The 20,067-nt window shown below is 68.4% G+C and carries 18 protein-coding genes; 5 read left to right on the top strand and 13 right to left on the bottom strand.

Going from position 1 to position 20,067, the window contains the following annotated elements:
* Positions 1-55: 55 nt before the first annotated feature.
* Both N788_RS01990 and N788_RS01985 read right to left on the bottom strand, forming a co-directional pair.
* On the bottom strand, positions 56-409 hold the full coding sequence (locus tag N788_RS01990) for a c-type cytochrome (RefSeq protein WP_051924250.1): 354 nt from the start codon (positions 407-409) through the stop codon (positions 56-58).
* Between the two features lie 11 nt (positions 410-420).
* Positions 421-747 carry a c-type cytochrome gene (locus N788_RS01985; RefSeq protein WP_051924249.1) on the bottom strand — a complete coding sequence of 109 codons (327 nt, stop codon included), beginning with the start codon at positions 745-747 and terminating at the stop codon, positions 421-423.
* 231 nt (positions 748-978) lie between these two features.
* On the opposite strand from N788_RS01985, the gene N788_RS01980 reads away from it, so the two are divergent.
* From N788_RS01980 to N788_RS01970, 3 genes are read left to right on the top strand one after another with little or no spacing between them, the layout of a single operon-like run.
* Entirely contained in the window at positions 979-2,118 is a 1,140-nt protein-coding gene (locus N788_RS01980; RefSeq protein ID WP_152560332.1) for an efflux RND transporter periplasmic adaptor subunit, read from the top strand.
* Positions 2,078-5,554, top strand: a complete 3,477-nt coding sequence (locus N788_RS01975) for an efflux RND transporter permease subunit (protein ID WP_084695833.1) — start codon at positions 2,078-2,080, stop codon at positions 5,552-5,554. Before N788_RS01980 ends, N788_RS01975 begins: the two co-directional genes overlap by 41 nt.
* On the top strand, positions 5,551-8,643 hold the full coding sequence (locus tag N788_RS01970) for an efflux RND transporter permease subunit (protein WP_034220385.1): 3,093 nt from the start codon (positions 5,551-5,553) through the stop codon (positions 8,641-8,643). Before N788_RS01975 ends, N788_RS01970 begins: the two co-directional genes overlap by 4 nt.
* 74 nt (positions 8,644-8,717) lie before the next feature.
* On the opposite strand, the gene N788_RS01965 is transcribed toward N788_RS01970, so the two are convergent.
* The 7 genes from N788_RS01965 to N788_RS01935 form a co-directional block, all read right to left on the bottom strand.
* Positions 8,718-9,932: a TraB/GumN family protein gene (locus N788_RS01965; protein ID WP_034220384.1), complete on the bottom strand. Its 1,215-nt coding sequence runs from the start codon at positions 9,930-9,932 to the stop codon at positions 8,718-8,720.
* Positions 9,929-10,813: a carbon-nitrogen hydrolase gene (locus N788_RS01960; RefSeq protein WP_034220381.1), complete on the bottom strand. Its 885-nt coding sequence runs from the start codon at positions 10,811-10,813 to the stop codon at positions 9,929-9,931. The genes N788_RS01965 and N788_RS01960 overlap by 4 nt, the downstream gene beginning before the upstream one ends.
* Positions 10,810-11,841, bottom strand: a complete 1,032-nt coding sequence (locus tag N788_RS01955; RefSeq protein ID WP_034220379.1) for an agmatine deiminase family protein — start codon at positions 11,839-11,841, stop codon at positions 10,810-10,812. The genes N788_RS01960 and N788_RS01955 overlap by 4 nt, the downstream gene beginning before the upstream one ends.
* A 6-nt stretch (positions 11,842-11,847) precedes the next feature.
* Positions 11,848-12,186 carry a hypothetical protein gene (locus tag N788_RS01950; RefSeq protein WP_034220377.1) on the bottom strand — a complete coding sequence of 113 codons (339 nt, stop codon included), beginning with the start codon at positions 12,184-12,186 and terminating at the stop codon, positions 11,848-11,850.
* Between the two features lie 150 nt (positions 12,187-12,336).
* On the bottom strand, positions 12,337-12,462 hold the full coding sequence (gene ykgO / locus N788_RS01945; RefSeq protein WP_005913193.1) for a type B 50S ribosomal protein L36: 126 nt from the start codon (positions 12,460-12,462) through the stop codon (positions 12,337-12,339).
* 120 nt (positions 12,463-12,582) lie between these two features.
* Positions 12,583-13,209 (bottom strand): TetR/AcrR family transcriptional regulator, encoded by a 627-nt coding sequence (locus N788_RS01940; protein ID WP_034220376.1) that lies wholly within the window; start codon positions 13,207-13,209, stop codon positions 12,583-12,585.
* Positions 13,210-13,218: 9 nt separating this feature from the next.
* Positions 13,219-13,476: an acyl-CoA-binding protein gene (locus N788_RS01935; protein ID WP_034220374.1), complete on the bottom strand. Its 258-nt coding sequence runs from the start codon at positions 13,474-13,476 to the stop codon at positions 13,219-13,221.
* Positions 13,477-13,626: 150 nt separating this feature from the next.
* Between N788_RS01935 and N788_RS01930 the strand changes: the two genes are divergently transcribed.
* Positions 13,627-15,615, top strand: coding sequence for an SDR family oxidoreductase (locus tag N788_RS01930; protein ID WP_034220372.1), 1,989 nt, complete (start codon positions 13,627-13,629; stop codon positions 15,613-15,615).
* A gap of 3 nt (positions 15,616-15,618) precedes the next feature.
* Here the strand turns inward: N788_RS01930 and N788_RS01925 are convergent, their stop codons facing one another.
* The 3 genes from N788_RS01925 to N788_RS01915 form a co-directional block, all read right to left on the bottom strand.
* Positions 15,619-16,677 carry a restriction endonuclease gene (locus N788_RS01925; protein ID WP_034220370.1) on the bottom strand — a complete coding sequence of 353 codons (1,059 nt, stop codon included), beginning with the start codon at positions 16,675-16,677 and terminating at the stop codon, positions 15,619-15,621.
* A gap of 215 nt (positions 16,678-16,892) precedes the next feature.
* Positions 16,893-17,570, bottom strand: a complete 678-nt coding sequence (locus N788_RS01920; RefSeq protein WP_034220369.1) for a phasin family protein — start codon at positions 17,568-17,570, stop codon at positions 16,893-16,895.
* 119 nt (positions 17,571-17,689) lie between these two features.
* Positions 17,690-18,940, bottom strand: a complete 1,251-nt coding sequence (locus tag N788_RS01915) for a patatin-like phospholipase family protein (RefSeq protein WP_034220367.1) — start codon at positions 18,938-18,940, stop codon at positions 17,690-17,692.
* A 111-nt stretch (positions 18,941-19,051) separates the two neighbouring features.
* Between N788_RS01915 and N788_RS01910 the strand changes: the two genes are divergently transcribed.
* Complete coding sequence (locus N788_RS01910; protein ID WP_244444065.1) at positions 19,052-19,825, top strand: DUF8198 family protein; 774 nt, start codon at positions 19,052-19,054, stop codon at positions 19,823-19,825.
* On the opposite strand, the gene N788_RS01905 is transcribed toward N788_RS01910, so the two are convergent.
* Positions 19,770-20,045 (bottom strand): polyhydroxyalkanoic acid system family protein, encoded by a 276-nt coding sequence (locus tag N788_RS01905; RefSeq protein ID WP_034220365.1) that lies wholly within the window; start codon positions 20,043-20,045, stop codon positions 19,770-19,772. The genes N788_RS01910 and N788_RS01905 overlap by 56 nt on opposite strands.
* Positions 20,046-20,067: the final 22 nt, after the last annotated feature.

The following is a 20,067-nucleotide window of genomic DNA, read 5'->3' as shown; positions in this document are numbered from 1 at the left end:
AACGACGAGGCCCCGCACTGGGCGGGGCCTCTGGAACTCGAACTGGCTGTGGTGATCAGCGCTGCTTGACGTCGCTCAGGTCCTGCAGGTCGCCCGCCTGGGCCGCGTAGAACGCCGACAGGTCGTCGATGTCCTCGTCGGTCAGCGCGGCGGCCATGCCGGCCATGATGGCGTTCCCGCGCTCGCCCGAGCGGTAGTCGTGCAGGGCCTTGGCCAGGTACTCCGGGTACTGGCCAGCCAGCTTCGGGTAGCTCGGGTCCAGCGATTCGTTGCCGGTCGGACCATGGCAGGAAGCGCAGGTCTTGGACTTTTCCTGGCCGGCGGCGACATTGCCCTTCGGGCCGGCGGCAAGCACCGGGGCGGCAAGGGCCAGCGCGCAGAGCGCGGCGAGGGTACGGATGTGGTTCATTGGCGCGGCCCTCACTTCTCGTTCTTCACACTGGACAGGTAGGCGGCGATGTCGGCGATCTCCTGGTCGGAGAAGGACTCGGCCTGGGCCTGCATGGTCGGATGCTTGCGCTCGCCCTTCTTGTAGGCATTCAGCGCCGCGACGAGGTAGGCCTCGTTCTGGCCACCCACCTTCGGGACCCGGTAGGTCGGGTAGGCGTTCTTGTAGTCTTCGATGCCGTGGCAGCCGGTGCAGGTATAGAACAGGGCCTTGCCGTTCTCGGCGTCGCCCTTGGCGGCGGCGGGAAAGGCGGCGAGGGCAAGCGCCAGGCTGGCGGCGGGCAGGAGGATTCGCTTCATCAGTGTTTTTTCCGGCTCGAAAGGGTCGGACGGGCGGCGTAAACCGAAAGTATAGCCGGAGCATCCTTCCCGAGACGAGGGGGCCGGTGCGAGGCCGCCGCAGGGCGGGCTTCCCGGAGGGCATCCCGACTTCCGGCACATACGGACGCCGCGAGCCCTCCTGTACTGTTCTATTCAACTACAACACCCCAGCCAGAAGTGCCCCCAATGAAGACTCCCAGCAAAGCCCCGATGACCCGCTCCCTTGCCGTCCTGGCACTGGCGATCTCCCTGGCGCTGGCGGGCTGCAGCGGCGGCGAGCCCGAGACGGCAGGGGCCGGCGACGACGCCACGGCCCAGGCCGATGGCAAGAAGACCGACGACAAGAAGGTCGAGGCCGTGCCCGTGGAAGTGTCCGCCGTGGCGCGCCGACCGATCGCGGCAAGCTTCTCCGGCACCGCCAACCTCGAAGCCCCGGGCGAGGCGCAGGTGGTCGCCAAGACCTCCGGCGTCCTGCTCCAACTGCTGGTCGAAGAGGGCGACCAGGTGAAGGCCGGCCAGGTCCTGGCCCGCATCGACCCTGAGCGTCCGCGCCTGGAGATGGAGCGTGCCCGCGCCAACGTGCGCAAGCTGGAGAACAACTACCGTCGCTCGCAGGAGCTGCTCGAGTCCAAGCTCGTCAGCGCCGAGGCCAGCGACCAGATCCGCTACGACCTCGAAGCCGCGCGCGCCGTCTACCAGATGGCCCAGCTTGAGTTGTCGTACACCAATATCGTCGCGCCCATCGACGGCGTCATCGCCGCCCGCGCGGTCAAGCCCGGCAACCTCATCCAGCTCAATTCCAGCCTGTTCCGCATCGTCGACGACTCCCGCCTGGAGGCCGTACTGAACGTGCCCGAGCGCGACCTGGCCACGATGAAGGAAGGCCTGGCGGTCCGCATGACCGCCGATGCCATGCCGGGCCGGACCTTCGAGGGCCGCATCGACCGCGTCAGCCCGGTGGTCGACGCCGGCAGCGGCACCTTCCGCGTGGTCACGGCTTTCCCCGGCGGCGAAGGCCTGCGTCCTGGCATGTTCGGCCGCATCGAAGTGGTCTACGACCAGCGCAACGACGCCCTGACCGTGCCGCGTTCGGCGCTGCTGCAGGACGCCGGCGAAACCGCCGTGTTCTCCGTGCGCGACAGCAAGGCCGTGCGCGTGCCGATCGAGCTCGGCCACCTCAGCGGTGACCTGGCCGAGGTCCGCAAGGGCCTGGAGGAAGGCGAGCAGGTGGTCACCGCCGGCAAGGTCGCGCTGCGTGACGGTGCCGTCGTAGAGGTGCTCAATCCCCCGGCGGGTGCCACGGCCGTGGATGTCGCCCAGGTCGCCGACGCCAACGCCGCCGGACGCTGACATGAGCCTGGCCGAGTTTTCCGTACGCCGTCGCGTCACCGTGCTGATGGTGACGCTGACCTTCGTGCTGTTCGGACTGATCGGGTTCGGCGCGTTGCCGGTCAACCTGCTGCCGGACCTGAGCTACCCGACGTTGACGGTGCGCACCGACTACACCGGTGCCGCGCCGGCCGAAATCGAGACCCTGATCAGCGAGCCGGTGGAAGAGGCCGTTGGCGTGGTCAAGGGACTGCGCAAGCTCAAGTCGGTCTCGCGCACCGGCCAGAGCGACGTGGTGCTCGAGTTCGCCTGGGGCACCGACATGGATCGCGCCGGCCTCGAGGTGCGCGACAAGCTCGAGACCCTGAACCTGCCGCTCGAGGCCGAGCAGCCGGTACTGCTGCGCTTCAACCCGTCCACCGAGCCGGTGATGCGCCTCGTGCTCTCCGACGCCAACCAGGGCAGCTCCGACGCGGCCCTGGTCCGGCTGCGCCGCTATGCCGACGAGGAGCTCAAGAAGCAGCTCGAGCCGGTCGAAGGCGTGGCCGCGGTGAAGGCCGGTGGTGGCCTGGAAGATGAAATCCAGGTCGAGATCGACCAGCAGAAGCTGGCCCAGCTCAACCTGGGCATCGGTACGGTCATCGACCGGCTCGGCGCCGAGAACGTCAACATCTCCGGCGGCCGCATCGAGGACGGCACCCAGCGCTACCTCGTGCGCACCGTCAACCAGTTCGCCGACGTTGGCCAGATCCGCGACCTGCTGGTCACCGCGCGCAGCAACGGCGGCGGCAATTCCGCGGCGCAGGAAGCCGCCGCGGCGGCCGCCCGGGTGGCGGCGCTGACTGGTTCGGCCGAGGCCCTGGCGGCGTCGGCGTCGGCGCAGAGCGCCGCCTCGGGTGGCGGCAACGCCGCCGGCGGCGGCCAGGCGATCCGCCTGCGCGACATCGCCACGGTCACCCAGGGGTTCAAGGAACGCGAGTCGATCATCCGCCTGGCCGGCAACGAAGCCGTCGAACTGGCGATCTACAAGGAAGGCGATGCCAACACCGTCAGCGTCGCCGACGCCGTGCACGAGAACCTCGGCCGCCTGCGCGAGGAACTGCCCGACGGCATCGAACTGACCGTGGTCGACGACCAGGCCGTGTTCATCCGCCAGGCCCTGGCCGACGTGCGCTTCGACGCGCTTTTCGGCGGCGGCCTGGCGATCCTGCTGATCTTCTTCTTCCTGCGTGATGGCTGGAGCACCTTCGTCATCTCGCTGTCGCTGCCGATCTCGCTGATCGCGACCTTCTTCTTCATGGACCAGTTCAGCCTCAGCCTGAACGTGATGTCCCTGGGCGGCCTGGCGCTGGCGACGGGACTGGTGGTCGACGATTCCATCGTCGTGCTCGAATCGATCGCCAAGGCCCGCGAGCGCGGCCTGGGCATCGTCGAGGCCGCCGTGGCCGGCACCCGCGAGGTGAGCATGGCGGTGGTCGCCTCGACGCTGACCAATGTCGCGGTGTTCCTGCCGCTGGTGTTCGTCGAGGGCGTGGCCGGACAGCTGTTCAAGGACCAGGCGCTGACGATCTCGATCGCCATCCTGATGTCGCTGGTGGTGTCGCTGACGCTCATCCCGATGTTGTCCTCGCTCAAGGCCAAGTCGCCCATGGGCTATCCCGACGAAGCGCCGGCGCCCCGGTGGCAGCCGGCCAACAGGGGCCTCAAGGCGGTGGCGTTCGTCCGCCACGGCCTGGCGACGCTGGTCGGCTGGATCGTGCTCGGACTCTCCTGGCTCGCGTTCACCGTGTTCCGCGGCATCGTCGTGCCCACCGGCAAGGTCCTGGCCTGGATCGGTGGCTGGGTGATGATTCCCTACTACTGGGCCGAGCGTCGTTACGCGAGCCTGCTGCCGGCGGCGCTGGCGCGACCGGGACGCGTGCTTGGTTTCGCGGCGCTGGCCTTCGCCGTGGCCTTGGCCCTGGTGCCGACCCTGGGCCTGGACATGATCCCGCAGCTCGCCCAGGACCGCTTCGAGATGACCGTGAAGCTGCCCGCCGGCACCCAACTGCGCGACACCGACGCGGTGATGCGCAGCGTGCAGGAACAGCATGCCGAAGAACCCGGCGTGCGCGCCCTCTACGGCGTCAGCGGCACCGGCACGCGGCTCGACGCCAGCCCGACCGAATCGGGCGAGAACATCGGCACGCTCACCGTCGTGCTCGGCGAGGGCTACGACAGCGAAACCGAAGCGGCGGCCACCCGCAGCCTGCGCCGGACCATGGAACAGCGCTTCCCGGGCGCCGAAGTCAGCTTCGGCCGGCCCGAGATCTTCAGCTTCTCGACGCCGCTGGAGATCGAGCTGCACGGCGCCGACCTGGGTCAGCTCGAGCAGGCCGGCCAGCGCCTGGTGGCCCTGATGGAGGGCTCGGATCGGTTCGTGGACATCAAGTCGTCCGTCGCCGAGGGTTACCCCGAGATCCAGATCCGCTTCGACCAGGAGCGCGCCGCCGCCCTGGGCATGAGCACCCGCCAGGTCGCCGACCAGGTCGTGCGCAAGGTCCGCGGTGAAGTCGCGACCCGCTACAGCTTCAATGACCGCAAGATCGACGTGCTGGTGCGTTCGCAGGCCACCGACCGGGCGTCCGTGCAGGACATCCGCAAGCTGATCGTCAATCCCGAGGCCGCCGTACCGGTGACCCTGGACGCGGTCGCGGACGTCATCCAGACCACCGGCCCGGGCGAGATCCGCCATGCCAACCAGGGCCGCGTCGCCGTGGTTTCCTCGGCCCTGGCCTACGGCGACCTGGGCAGCGCGGTCGAGGAAGTCGAGCGCCTGGTCGCCGAGAACCCGCTGGGCAGCGGCGTCGGCATGCGCATCGGTGGCCAGGGCGAAGAACTCGCCGCGTCGGTGGCCTCGCTGGTCTTTGCCTTCGGCCTGGCGATCTTCCTGGTCTACCTGGTGATGGCCTCGCAGTTCGAATCGCTGCTGCACCCCTTCGTCATCATGTTCACCATCCCGCTGGCCCTGGTCGGCGCGGTGCTGGCGCTGTTCATCACCCGTTCGTCGCTGTCGGTGGTGGTCTTCATCGGCCTGATCCTGCTGGTCGGCATCGTGGTCAAGAACGCCATCATCCTGATCGACAAGGTCAACCAGCTGCGCATCGCCGGCGTGCCCAAGCACGAGGCCATCCTGCAGGGTGCGTCCTCGCGCCTGCGGCCGATCGCGATGACCTCGCTGACGGCGCTGCTGGGCTTCCTGCCCATGGCGCTGGCCACCGGCGAAGGTGCCGAGGTGCGCGCGCCCATGGCCGCGACCGTCATCGGCGGCCTGGCGGTGTCGACGCTGCTGACCCTGGTGGTGATCCCGGTGGTGTACAACCTGCTCGACCGGCGCAGTGATGAAAGTTACGTCGCCCGCGCCAAGCCCATCGTCATCGAAGCCGACGACGGCGAGGCCGAGGGAGCGCGCGCATGACCATCGCCGAGCTCAGCCTGCGCCGGCCGGTGTCGGCGATCATGTTCTTCGTGTCGATGGTGGTCATCGGCCTGATCGCCGCCTTCCGGCTGCCGCTTGAGCAGTTCCCGGATCTCAACGCCCCCTTCATCGCGGTCGAGCTGCCGTACCCGGGCTCGACCCCGGACGAAGTGGAGCAGGGCCTGGTGCGGCCGGTCGAGGAGGCGCTGTCCACGCTGCAGGGCATCAAGAACCTCAATTCGATGAGCCGCGCCGACGGCGGCAGCGTCTGGATCGAGTTCTCGGACTGGGACCGCGATGTCGAGGTGCTGGCTTCCGAGGCCCGCGAGCGCATCGACGCCATCCGCGACGAGCTGCCGGACGACTTCCAGCGCTACCGGGTGATGAAGTTCTCGACCAGCGACGAGCCGGTCCTGCGCGTGCGCCTCGCCAGCGAACGCGACCTGACCAACGAATACGACCTGATCGACCTGCACCTCAAGCGCCGGCTCGAGCGCATGCCGGGCGTGGCCCGCGTCGAAATTTCCGGCGCCACCCCCAGCGAAGTCGAGGTCGCCATCGACCCCGACCGCCTTGCCGCGCACGGGTTGAGCCTCAACGAACTCGCCCGCACCCTGCAGGGCGTCAATTTCTCCGTCTCCGCCGGCACCATCGAGGACGGCGAGCGTCGCCTGCGGGTGCAGCCGGTGGGCGAACTGCGCGACGTGCAGGAGCTGCGCGAACTGGTGATCGGCGCCAACGGCCTGCGCCTGGAGCAAGTGGCCGACGTCCGGCTCAAGCCCCAGCGCATGAACTACGGCCGCCGCCTGGAAGGACGCCCGGCCGTCGGCATCGACGTCTTCAAGGAGCGCAACGCCAACCTGGTCGACGTTTCGCGCACGGCCCTGGCCGAGATCGGGCGCATCGGCGAGGAGTCCGAGTTCCAGGGCGTGCGCATGATCCTGATCGACAACCAGGGCGACAACGTCACCGGCTCGCTGCTCGAGCTGACCGAGGCCGGCATCATCGGCCTGGTGCTCTCGGTGGCGGTGCTGTTCTTCTTCCTGCGCCACTGGCCCTCGACCCTGATGGTGAGCCTGGCGATCCCGATCTGCTTCATCATGACCCTGGGCTTCATGCACTTCCTGGGCGTCACGCTCAACGTGCTGACCATGATGGGCCTGCTGCTGGCGGTCGGCATGCTGGTGGACAACGCCGTGGTGGTGGTGGAAAGCATCTACCAGGAGCGCGAGAAGCATCCCGGCAATCCCCGTTACGCCTCGATCATCGGCACCAAACAGGTGGCGATCGCGCTGTCGGCCGGCACCCTGTGCCACTGCATCGTCTTCGTGCCCAACCTGTTCGGTGAGACCAACCAGATCAGCATCTTCATGGTGCAGATCGCGGTGACCATCACGGTGTCGCTGCTGGCCTCCTGGCTGGTGGCGATCAGTTTGATTCCGATGCTCTCGGCGCGCATGAAGACGCCGCCGGCGGCCACTTCGCGCACCGGCATGATCGCGCGCATGCAGGACCGCTACGCCGGCTTCCTGGACTGGACCCTGCGCCACCGTTGGACCAGCGTCGGCGGCATCCTGCTCATCGTCGCGGTCAGCATGGTGCCGATGACCCAGACCAAGACCGATTTCTTCTACCAGGAGCCGGGCCGCGAGCTGGACATGTTCTACCGCTGGAACGGCGCCTACTCGCTGCCGCAGATCTCCGAGGAAGTGCTCAGGGTCGAGCGCTATCTGGACCAGAACCGGGAAGAACTGCAGATCGAGCAGATCTATTCGTGGTTCAGTGAGCAGGGCTGGGCCGGCACCAAGGTCACCCTGCGCAGCGAAGGCGGCGGCCTGCGCGATCCGCTGGAAGTGATGGAACAGATCCGCAAGGAAATGCCCAAATCCGCCCGCGCGACCGTCGGCTTCGAGCAGGGCGGCCAGCAGGGCGGGCAGGGAGGCGGCCAGGACACGGTGCAGGTATCGCTGATCGGCGACTCCTCCGAGCAGCTCAAGCAGCTGGCCGAGGAAATCGTGCCGCGCCTGGACCGGCGCGACGAGCTGCGCGACGTCCGGGTGGACACCGGCGACGAAAACTCCGAGCTGGCGATCAGCGTGGATCGCGACAAGGCCCTGACCTACGGCTTCAGCGCCGAGGAAGTGGCCCGCTACGTCGGCACCGCCCTGCGCGGCACGCCGCTGCGTGAATTCCGCCGCGGCGAGACCGAGGTACCGGTATGGGTGCGCTTCGAGGGCTCGGAGCAGTTCGGCGTCGAGGACCTGGCCGGCTTCACGCTGCGGGCACCTGACGGCACCGCCATCCCGCTGCTGGCCCTGGTGCGGGTGGACACCCAGGCGGCCGCGACCCAGATTTTCCGGCAGAACCGCCGGACCACGCTCAACATCCAGGCCAACCTGGGCGAAGGCGTGACCGCGCCGGATGCGCGCAAGGCGATGGAAGAGACCCTGAGCGCGCTGAGCCTGCCGCCGGGCTACCACTGGAGCTTCGACGGCGTCTTCCGCCGCAACGACGAGGCCGGCGCCCAGATGGCGTTCAATACGCTGATCGCGCTGCTGATGATCTACGTGGTGATGGCGGCCGTGTTCGAGTCGCTGCTGTTCCCGGCGGCGATCATGTCGAGCATCGTGTTCTCGATCTTCGGGGTGTTCTGGCTGTTCTGGATCACCGGGACGGTGTTCACGATCATGGCGTCGATCGGGATATTGGTGCTGATGGGCGTGGTGGTGAACAACGGCATCGTGATGGTCGAGCACATCAATACGCTCAGGCGCAAGGGCATGGACCGCACGACCGCCCTGGTGCAGGGCAGCCGCGACCGACTGCGGCCGATCCTGATGACCATGGGCACGGCGATCCTGGGCATGGTGCCGATCGCGCTGAGCACCACCCAGATGGCCGGCAGCGGCCCGCCGTATTACCCGATGGCGCGTGCGATCGCCGGTGGCCTGGCGTTCTCGACCCTGGTCAGCCTGCTGTTCCTGCCGACGATCTACGCGATCCTGGACGACATGAGCCTGGCCGTGTCCCGCCGCATCGCCCAGGCCCGCGCCAAGGCGCCGCTGGGTCGCGCGGTTGCAGAAAGCTGATGCATTACCGCTGTGGGAGGGACTTCAGTCCCGAAAGCTCTCGGGACTGAAGTCCCTCCCACAAAAAGCCGGCCTCAGGCCAGCTTGCTGAGCAGGGTGGCGCCGCCGACCCAGACGGCGATGGCGGTGCCCAGGCTGGTCAGGAAGAAGTTGACCAGCACGCGGGCGACGCGGTTCTTCCACCAGCCGCTGATATGGCCGGTGTCGTCGCGAAGCCGCAGGAAGTCGGCATAGGTCGGCTTGCGCACCCAGGCTTCGACCGCGGCGCTGACCGTGCCCGACGCCAGGGCCGGGTGCAGGGGGGTCAGCGGCGACGACACCGCGGCGGCCAGGATGCTCAGCGGATGGCCGCCTGCGGCCAGGCAGCCCAGGGCGCCGCCGATGGCGGTGATCAGGGCCCACTGCAGCACCAGCTCGCCGCCCAGTTCGGCGCCGCCTTGCCAGAAACCCCAGGCGAAACCGCCCAGCAGGAAGACCGCCAGCGCGATGGTGAACCAGGGGGTGTTGGACGAGCGCGGCAGTTCGTTGAGTGCGTCGATCGCCGGCTGCGGGGCGGCATCGTCCTCGCGCAGGTGCTCGGCCAGGCCCTTGAGGTGGCCTGCACCGACCACCGCCAGTACCTCGTTCGCACCCTCGGCGCCGACCTGCCTCAATCGATGGGCCATGAACTGGTCGCGTTCGGCGATCACCGCCTGGTAGAGCGGCGGGCTGCCGGCGGCGAACTCACCGAAGCTGGCTTCCAGGAAATCGCCTTTCTTCAGCCGCTCGATTTCGTCTTCTTCCACCGACTCGTCCGCCAGCAGGCTGGCGCCGAGCCCGGCGATCAGCTTGGTGCGGCCCCAGAAGCCCAGCGCGCCGAAGGCGCGGCGCAGGGTGATGCCGACATCGCGGTCGACCAGGGCCAGGCGCAGGCCGCGGGCCTGGGCGCCGACGGCGGCGGCCTTGAGTTCGGCGCCGGGTTCGACCTTGAGCTGCTCGGCCAGCCGGCGCTGGTAGGCGGCCAGGGCCAGGTTGGCCGCGACCAGGCCGGTCTTGCCCTCGCGCAGGATCTGGAACAGGTCCAGCTTCTTGAGCGCGTCCGGGTCGGTCAGGGCGTGGTGGCGCTGGGCGTCGAGCTCCACGGCGATGGTGTCGTAGCGACCACTGGCCAGGGCCGCTTCGACCGCGTCGATGCTGGCCTGGGACACGTGGGCGGTGCCGAGCAGGGTGTAGCGCACGCCGTCGCGTTCGACGATGGCATGGGGTTGGTCGTGCAGGCCGTCCGGGACGGCGTCCTGGGCGGCGTTCAATCCCGGTACCGCTTGAGCAGGTCGCCGTAGGCGTCGATGCGGCGGTCGCGCAGGAAGGGCCAGATGCGGCGCACGTCCTCGCTGCGGGCCAGGTCGATGTCGGTGACCAGGACTTCGGCCTCGTCGCCGGCTTCGGCCAGGAATTCACCCTGGGGGCCCAGCACGTGGCTCGATCCCCAGAAGCGGATGCCGGACGTATCGAGCGGCGAGGTTTCATGGCCGACGCGGTTGCAGCTGAGCACGGGCAGGCCGTTGGCGACGGCGTGGCCCCGGTGGCTGAGGATCCAGGCGTTGCGCTGGCGGTCCTTTTCCGCCTGCTCGTCGTCCGGATCCCAGCCGATGGCGGTGGGGTAGAGCAGCAGTTCGGCGCCGGCCAGGGCCATCAGGCGCGCGGCTTCCGGGTACCACTGGTCCCAGCACACCAGCACGCCGAGGCGACCGACCGAGGTGTCGATCGGTTCGAAGCCCAGGTCGCCGGGGGTGAAGTAGAACTTCTCGTAGAAACCCGGGTCGTCGGGAATGTGCATCTTGCGGTACTTGCCGGCGATGCTGCCGTCGGTTTCGAAGACCACCGCGGTGTTGTGGTACAGGCCGGCGGCCCGACGCTCGAACAGCGAGGAAACCAGGACCACGCCGTGCTTCTTGGCCAGCGCGCCCAGGCGCGCGGTGCTGGGGCCCGGGATCGGTTCGGCGCGGTCGAATTCGCTCGTGGCCTCGTGCTGGCAGAAGTAGGCGCCGTTGTGGAGTTCCTGCAGCAGCACCAGCCTGGCGCCCGCGGCGGCGGCTTCGGCGACGCGGGCCTCGATGTTGGCCAGGTTGGACTCGACGCTGCCGTGGTCGCGGTCCTGAACCAGGGCGATGCGGAGGGATTTTTTGTTCATGCCAGCAGGCCTTGGGGTAGTTGCATGGTGACGCAGTGCAGGCTGCCGTTCTGCCAGATGAGCGGACGGCAGTTCACCGGCACGATCTCACGGTCCGGGAACGCCTGCGCCATCACCGCGGCGGCGGCGGCGTCGGCCGGGTCGCCGTAGGCCGGCATCAGCACGGCACCGTTGATGATCAGGAAGTTGGCATAGGACGCGGCCAGCCGGCGGCCGTCGTCCAGCACCGGGCGGGCCCAGGGCAGGGGGAAGAGCCGGTAGGGCTGGCCGTCGGCGGTGCGCAGCCCGGCCAGTTCGGCGGCCATCGCCTGCAGTTCGGCATGGTGGCTGTCGGCCGGGTCGTCGCAGGCCTGGAAGACGATGGCGTCGGGCGCGGCGAAACGCGCCAGGGTGTCGATGTGGGCGTCGGTATCGTCGCCCTCGAGGTAGCCGTGCTCGAGCCAGAGCGTGCGGTCCTGCACCAGCTCGCCTTCGAGCAGGGCGCTGATCTCGGCCCGCGACTTGCCCGGATGGCGCTCGTGCAGGCAGCGCCAGGTGCTGAGCAGGGTGCCGCGGCCGTCGGTTTCGATGCCGCCGCCTTCCAGCGCGAAGTCCACGCGCCGGTGGCGTGCGTCACGGAACAGGCCGGCGGCATGCAGTTTCGCGACCAGCTGGTCGTCGCGGCCGGCTTCGAACTTGCCGCCCCAGGCGGTGAAGTGGAAGTCGAGCAGGCGGAAGCCCGCGCCCTCGCGCAGGGTGATCGGCCCGGAGTCGCGCAGCCAGGTGTCGTCATAGTCCACTTCGAAGAACCGAACCTGGCCCGGGTCGACCCCGGCCGAGGCCAGCTGCGCGGCGGCGCGCTCGCGCAGGGCGGCGCTGGCCACGCAGACCAGGGCCGGCTGGAAGCGGGTGATGGCGGCCACCAGGCCGACATAGGTCTGTTCGACCTGGGCGAGGCGGTCGGCCCAGTCGGTGCCTTCGTGCGGCCACGCGACAAGGACGGCGGACTGGGGTTCCCATTCCGCCGGGAAGCGAAGGATTTCAGACATTTGGCGTTACTGGATGGGCTTGGGGCCGATCTCTTCCGGCCGGCTCTTCGCGGCGACCGCGTCGACCACGTGGCTGTACTCGAAGTACACCGAGAAACCGGGGTAGTCCCAGCGGGTGATCGGCGGGTTGTGCTCGCGCGAGTTCGGACCGGCGATCGGGGCGTGCTTGCGTGCCGGGGCGCCGTAGGCCGCTTCGACCTGGCTCATGGACTGGCCGCGGGCCGGCAGCGCCGCGGACTCGGTCTGCACGCGCTCGACCAGGAGGATGTCGGCGGTCGCCGGGGACGCCTGCACCAGCAGGCCGGTGGCCAGGGCAAGGGCCAGGGAAAGGTGGGTCGCCTTCATGGAACACCTCCGCAGGTCGTCGGGATGACGGGTAGGCCGGGAATCATCGCAAAACCGGCCTGAACGCGCCATCGCCGGGCCGGCTGCCGGGCCCGGATACGAAAACGCCGGCTTTCGCCGGCGTCGTCGCTTCCAACCTGGCTGCCGCGCTTAGCGCTGGCGGGCCTTGAAACGCGGGTTGGACTTGCAGATCACGAAGACCTTGCCACGGCGGCGCACGACCTTGCAGTCGCGATGGCGGGTCTTCGCCGACTTCAGGGACGAGAGCACTTTCATGGTAGTTCCTCAAAGGGTTTGGGGCGATAAAGAAGCGGGATTATAGCGGAGTCCAAAACGGCTTGCAATACAAGCGTTTGGCCTGTGGGAGGGGCTTCAGCCCCGAAGCTTTTGAGGCTTTCAGCGCAGGTAGGCCTGGGTCAGGGTGTTCAGGTGCAGGCGCTCGGCGTCCCTGAGCAGGGGCGAGAGCAGCATCATCACCTGGACGATGCCGCGCCGGATGGCCTCGTTTTCGTCCTTGTCGCCCCGGACCGAGGCGTAGTTGAGCCAGAACGTGGCCAGGACCAGGATATTGGTGGCCGTGGCCTCGACCTCGGCGGCGGACGCCCGCATCACCCCGGCCTGGACCAGGCCGCGCATGCCCGAGGTGGCGTTGTCGGCGGCCCGCTTGAGGATGCGGGCGAAGCGCAGGCGCAGGCGGCGGTTGCGGCTGAGGATGTCGACCAGGTCGCGGTAGAGGAAGCGGTAGTCCCAGATCGCCTCGAACACCAGGTGCAGCTGCAGCCAGATGTCCTCCAGGTCGCGCAGGCGGCCCTCGGGGGCCACCAGGGCGGTGTCCATGCGCTCCTCGTAGCGCGCGAACAGCTGCTCGATGATGTCGTCCTTGTTGCGGAAGTGGTAGTACAGGTTGCCCGGGCTGATCTCGAGCTCGTCGGCGATATGGTTGGTCGTGACGTTGGGCTCGCCCTGCTCGTTGAACATGGCGAGCGAGGCATCAAGGATGCGCTGGCGGGTTTGCCTGGCCATCGGGGGCCGTCAGTTACGAAGCGTCTTCACGAGGGCCACGTACTTCTTCATGGCTTCCTCGGGCTTCATGCCGGCCAGTTTTTCCCAGGCCTCGTACTTGGCGGTGCCGACGAAATCGAAGAAACCGGGCTTGGGGCCGCTGACATCGCCCTCGGAGCCCTGCTTGTAGAGGGCGTACAGGCGCAGCATGGTGTCGTTGTCCGGCCGCTCGGCCAGGTCCATCACGTCCTTGGAGGCTTTTTGGAAGTCGGCTTTGAGGTCGGCCATCGTCTGGGGTTCCCGCGTTCGAAGCCCCGGTGATAGCACGGCCCCCGTGGAAGTTCAACGAAGGGTTTGCCGCCCGCGCCGGGGTCTGGCAACTTAACCCCATTGCCGGCTATCGCGGCCGGTCCCGGGGTCAAGGGCAGGGGAGAGGTCATGTCTTATTTCGTCACTGGCGCCACCGGTTTCATCGGGCGCTTCCTGGTCAGCAACCTGCTCAAGCGCAAGGGCACGATCCACGTGCTGCTGCGCAAGGGCTCGGAAAAGAAGCTCGACGCCATCGCCACGTCGATGGGCTGGGACCGCAAGCGCATCGTCGTGGTCACCGGCGACCTGTCCAAGCCGCGCCTGGGCCTGGCGCCGGCGAAGATCAAGGCGCTCAGCGGCAAGGTAAAGCACTTCTTCCACCTGGCGGCCATCTACGACCTGTCGGCCGATGCCGCCTCCCAGCAGGTCGCCAACATCGACGGCACCCGCCACGCCATCGAGCTGGCCGCGGCCATCAAGGCCGGCTGTTTCCACCACACCAGTTCCATCGCCGCGGCCGGCCTGTACCCGGGCGTGTTCCGCGAAGACATGTTCGAGGAGGCCGAGGGCCTGCGCGACCCCTACCTGCGCACCAAGCACGAGTCCGAAGGCATCGTGCGCAACGAATGCAAGGTGCCGTTCCGCATCTATCGCCCGTCGATGGTCATCGGCCACTCGAAAACCGGCGAAATGGACAAGATCGACGGTCCCTACTACCTGTTCACCCTGATCAAGAAAATGCGCCAGGCGCTGCCGCAGTGGGTGCCGACCCTGGGCATCGAAGGTGGCCGCATCAACGTGGTGCCCGTGGACTTCGTCGCCGACGCCATGGACCACATCGCCCACAAGCGGGGCCTGGACGGCCAGTGTTTCCACCTGGTCGACCCGGAGCCCAAGCGTTTCGGCGAGCTGATGAACACCTTCTGCCGCGCCGCCCACGCGCCGGAGATGACCATGCGCCTGGACGCGCGCATGCTGGCCGTCGTGCCCGGCGCCGTGCGCAGCGCGGTGACCAACCTGCCGCCGGTGAAACGCTTCACCTCCATGCTGTTGCGTGACCTGAAGCTGCCGCCGGCGACGCTGTCGTTCATCACCTACCCGACCAAGTTCGACACGCGCGTGGTCGAGCGGGCGCTCAAGGGCAGCAAGATCGAAGTGCCCGAGCTCGACGCCTACGCCTGGCGCATCTGGGACTACTGGGAGCGTCACCTCGACCCCGACCTGTTCGTCGACCGCACCCTGCGTGGCCACGTCACCAACAAGGTGGTGCTGATCACCGGCGGTTCCTCGGGCATCGGCAAGGCCACGGCGATCAAGGTTGCCGATGCCGGCGCGAAGGTCATCATCGTCGCGCGTGGCGAGGAAGAGCTCTTCCGTACCCGCGACGAAATCCTCGCGGCCGGCGGCAAGTGCTGGGCCTACACCTGCGACCTGACCGACCTCTCGAGCTGCGACGCCCTGGTCAAGACGGTACTGGCGGAACACAAGGCGGTGGACGTGCTGGTCAACAACGCCGGCCGTTCGATCCGGCGTTCGGTGGAGCTCAGCTACGACCGCTTCCACGACTACGAACGGACCATGCAGCTCAACTACTTCGGTTGCCTGCGCCTGATCATGGGTTTCCTGCCGATGATGACCCAGCGCCGTCGCGGCCACATCATCAACATCAGCTCGATCGGCGTGCTCGCCAGTTCGGCCCGGTTCTCGGCCTACGTGGCTTCGAAGGCGGCGCTCGATGCTTTCAGCCGCTGCGCCCAGGCCGAGTTCAGCGGCAAGAACATCACCTTCACCACCGTCAACATGCCGTTGGTGAAGACGCCGATGATCGCGCCGACCAAGATGTACGACTCGGTTCCGACGCTGTCGCCCGAGGAAGCCGCCGACCTGGTGGTCAAGGCGATCATCGAACGGCCGAGCCGCGTCGCCACCCGCATGGGCATCTTCGCCGCCACGCTCAATGCCGTGGCGCCGAAAGCCTACGAGGTGATCATGAACACGGCCTTCGAGATGTTCCCCGACTCGGCGGCCGCCAAGGGCGACCGCAAGGCGCTCAAGGACGAGAAGCCCACCAACGAACAGGTTGCCTTCGCCGCGCTGATGCGCGGCGTGCACTGGTAGGACTTACTGGCACTGGCGCCAGCGCACCTGGCCGGTTCCGCCGGCCGGGGGCTCGAGCTGCAGGCGCGTATAGCGCAGCTCTTCGTACTGGACGAGCACGCCGCAGGCCTGGTTGACCAGGCCGGTGTCGATGCCGTCCGGGCGGTTCATGCGCACGACCAGGGTCGACTGGGTCGACCATGTGGCGGTGTCCGCGGCTTCCAGTTCACCCACCTCGGCGGCGGCCGCCAGGCGGCGCTCGATGCGCTGTTGTTCGGTCAGCTTGGCGACTTCCTCGAGCTCCCGCAGGGCCTCGTCGGCCTGGCGCGAGGCGTCGTCGGTGAAGCGCGAGGGCGGCGGCGCATCGGCTCCGGCGCTGGCCGGGGCGTCGGTGGCTGCGCCGGCAGGTGATGCCGGGGCTTCCGGACCGGCGGTCGGTGCCGGTGCCGCGACGGCCGGGGTGTTCGCCGGCTCTGGTTCGGAGGGCTGCATGGCGTATCCGACGGCGAAAACCAGCAGGCCCAGCGCGACGCTGGCGACCATGCCCAGGCGCTGGCCCTTGTGGATTTCGCTGGCCGCCTGCTTCCGGATCGCTTCGACCATCTGCGGCGCGGCGAAGGGTTCGACCTGCGGCCACAGGCTGCGGCCGTCGGTGAGGTCGACGCCGTAGCGGCGCGCCAGGTCGCGGGCGAAACCCTCGGCGCTGCCCAGGGTCACCAGCATTCCCGAATCGGCACCCTGGAGCTGCACCGCATTGGCGAAATCGCGCACGTTGGCTTCGCCCAGCCGGTAGGCGGTGCCGTGCTTGTAGCCAAGCAGGCAGCGTTCGTCGCCCTTGATCAGCAGGAACTCGGCGCCACCGTCACCCGGTTGGCGGCTGGAGGGCAGTTCCTTGAAGCCCTTTTCTTCCATGGCCTGGAGCACCAGGCCAGCGCACTCACGCCACTTCATCCCGGCCAGGGCCTGGACGCCGGCCTGGGTCTCGGCAAGCCGGCGTCGATGCACGCCAAACCACCAGGTGCTGGCAAGCAGCGCGGCGATGGTGGCGACGAGGGCAGCGACGAGGGGGCTGAGGCCGAACATCCGGTGACTCCGGTTCTGGGGGGTGGGGGAAGCTGCCAGAGGATAACGCGGAAAGTCGGCGGCATTGGCCCTGAACGCGAATGGCCCGGCAATGCCGGGCCATCTCGATTGCCTGCCTGGGGATCAGGCAGGGGTCTTCAAATCCGTCCGCCAGCCGGGATCCGCAAGGGGAGGGAGCAAGCGGGGTCCCGACTGGCTGGCGGACGGGAAGGGGTTCAGGCCGAAGGGGCCTGCGGGGCCACCGGCTTGGGCGACTTGGGCAGACGGCGCTTGCTGGCGGACTTCGCCGGCTTGGCGGCCTTGCGGGCCGCCGGCTTCTTGCTCGCCTTGCGCGGTGCCGAGGTCTTGGTCGCGGCCTTCTTGCCGGCCTTTTTCGCCGCCGGCTTCTTGCCCGCCGGCGCCTTGCGCGCCTTGGCCGCACCGGCCTTGGCCGAGGGCTTGGACAGCTTGCGCAGCTCGCCGTTGAGCTCATGGACCCGCTGGTTGAGTTCGGTGAGGTCTTCGCGGCTGGGCACGCCGAGGCGGTTGAGCGCGCGCTGCACGCGGTCCTCGAACACCTTCTCCAGGCGGTCCCAGGTATCCACGGCACGTTCGCGGGCCACGCCGACGCGGTCCTCGACGGCGTCGCGCACGGCGTCAACGCGGCTGGTGGCCAGCTTGCGGGTGCTCTGCTCGATGTTCATGCCTTCGCTGACCAGGGCTTCGAACAGCTTCGAGCCTTCGCCCTGGGCGCGATGGAAGGCACCCATGCCGGCCATCCAGATCTGCTGGGCGGAGCCGACGATCGAACGCGACACCTGCTCGGCGCGGGCCTGCAGGTCGGCGGCGGAAGCGGCGGACGGGGCGCGCTTGGCAGAGGCCTTGGCGCGGGCATTCTTCTTGAGCTTGGCCATGCTTCGTTACTCCATCTGTTCGGTTTGGGCACGGAGGCCGAGTGGCGCCAATCTGGGCCGTCTGTCTAGAGTTTTCACACCATAGGCGAGCGGTCGCCGGGGTGGCCGCCGCCGTCGCCTCAGCGCCGGCGCCGGCCTGCCGGACGCTGGCGATCGCGCAGCACCAGGTCGACGTCGTCCAGCGCCCGCCGCAGACGCGCCGTGGTTTCGGTCGGGCGTCGTGGCGTCCCCAGGCCGTCCATGATCGACGCGGCCGGGTTGTCGAGCACCTCGGTCCTGAGCGTCAGGCCGTGGCGGGCCAGCACCGGCGCAAGTTCGGTGCGGCGACGGCGCAGGTCGTTGAGCGTGGAACGGAAAGCGTGTTCGCAGACGCGCTGGCGCGAGGAGTAGCTGAACACGTTGGTGAAGAACATCTCGCCGTCGTCTTCGTTGGGCTCGAACACCACCTGGTCGACGTCCGGGTACTGTTCGGCGTACTTCTCCAGGCCCACGCGCATGCGCGACTGCAGCAAGGTGCGGAAGGTCTGCGACAACACCACCGGCAGGCCACCCTCGCTGAGCATGTTCATGCCGTCGGGCGGTCGTCCGGCGGTCTTGGCGTTGAAGGGAACGAAGGGGTTGACGCCCAGCATCAGGTCGATGCCGTGGTCGAGCACGGTCGAGGCATGCATGGTCCGGCGCAGGGCGCCGTCGACGAAATGGTGGCCCCGGATGTCCACCGGCGGATACAGGCCGGGCAGGGCCGAACTGGCCTGCACCGCGCGCGAGATGCTGACGTCGTCCCAGCCGGGGCTGCCGAAGCGCACCGCTTCGCCGCTGTCGAGGTCCACCGCGACGACGTAGAGCTTGGCCGCCAGTTCACGGAAGTCGTTGCTGCGGCCGCGGATGGTGAACACCTTGCGCAGGAACCGTTCGATGCCGCGGTTGTCGAACAGGCCGGTCGGGATCACCCCGCCGAAGCGGCCGACCAGTTCGCTCAGGTGCGATCCGGTGGGGTCGGTCAGCAGGTCCTTCCACCAGTCAAAGGCCAGTCGTGGCACCGACGAGGCGCGGCGCACGTATTCCATGAAGGCCGGGCGCAGGAACATCTGCGGATGGAACTTGACCTGGTCGCTGTCGCCGCTGATGAATATCCGGCACATCTCGGCGGTATCGAGCCGGTTGGCCAGGCCCGCTGCCAGGAACGCGCCGGAGCTGACGCCGACGTAAACCTCGAGGCGGGTCAGGTCCAGGCCCTCGATGGCCACGTCCAGGGCGCGCAGCGCGCCCAGCTCGTACATGCCGCCAATCGGCCCGCCGCCGGCGATGGCCAGGCCGATCCGGCCCTCGCTGGGTGCCTTGCGCTTTCGGGCGGGTTGAAGAACGAGCATGCTAGGGGCGACTCCAGTGAATTGGCGCCGCGATTGTAGCCGGATGACGACCCAGCCCAGTGTGAACCGCTTGCATGTACCGATTTCCCACCGTCCCCGGCGGGTGAAGCGATGAGCCAGGCCCTGCTGCGCGAGCGCCTGGCCCGGCGCCTGGCCTGGCAGAAGGCCGTCTACGATCCGGTGCGCGATCCGCGCAACCGATTGCCGCAGCTGGCCGCCCTGCAGGCCTGGCAGGCGCAGCGACTGGCCGGCAGCTTCACCGACTTCAAGAAAAACGCCCGCATGCGCCCGGCGGCGGAATTTTTCCTGACCGACCTGTACGGCGAGCGCGACTTCTCCGGCCGGGACCGCGACGTCGCCAAGGTGATGCCGCTGATGTCCCGGCTGTTGCCGGACAGCCTGCTGGTGGCCGCCGCCGACGCCATCGGGCTGGCGGTGCTCAGCCATGCCTTCGACCTGCGCATGGCCGAAGCCCTTGCCGGGCGCCCCGAACCGCAGGCGCCCATCACCCTGGCGGACTACGGGCAGGCCTACCGCGCCGTCGGCTGTCCGCGCCTGCGTCGACGACAGATCGAGATGATCCTCGGCGTGGGCTGGACCCTGGACGCCGCGGTGAAAAAACACGGCATCTACAAGATCCTGCGCGCCTCGCGCTTCCCGGCCAGGGCGGCCGGGCTATCGGAGCTGCAGGGCTTCCTGGAGCGGGGCTTCAGCGCCTTCGACGCCCTGGGCGGGGCCGGGGACTTCCTGGAAGCGATCGGTCATCGCGAGCGGGAGGCGTCACGCCGGCTGTTCGCCGGCGATCCCGATCCCTTCGGCAACTCGCCGCCTAGCCGAACTCGCGGTCGAGGTACTGGTGGATCTCGCGCTCGATCGGGCCCTTGATCGCGCCCAGCAGGAAACCCAGCTGGGCGGTGACGTGCACCTCCTTGCTGGAAACGGCGATGTGGCCGTCGACGCCGCCGCGGGTGAAGGCAAGCGTATTGCCTTCCCAGCCGTATTCGACGTCGAATTTCTCGGCCAGGTGCTCGGCGACGCGTTCGATCGCCGCCTTGGCTTCCTTGAGCGGGCGACCGTGGGTGCGGCGGATGTCGATATGGGACATGGTTTCCTCCTGGACGGCCTAT

It is taken from the genome of Arenimonas donghaensis DSM 18148 = HO3-R19, assembly GCF_000743535.1.
In the GTDB taxonomy this organism is placed as follows: domain Bacteria; phylum Pseudomonadota; class Gammaproteobacteria; order Xanthomonadales; family Xanthomonadaceae; genus Arenimonas; species Arenimonas donghaensis.
The sequence above is the reverse complement of the archived record's forward strand: the minus strand, read 5'-3'. Positions and strand labels throughout refer to the sequence as shown.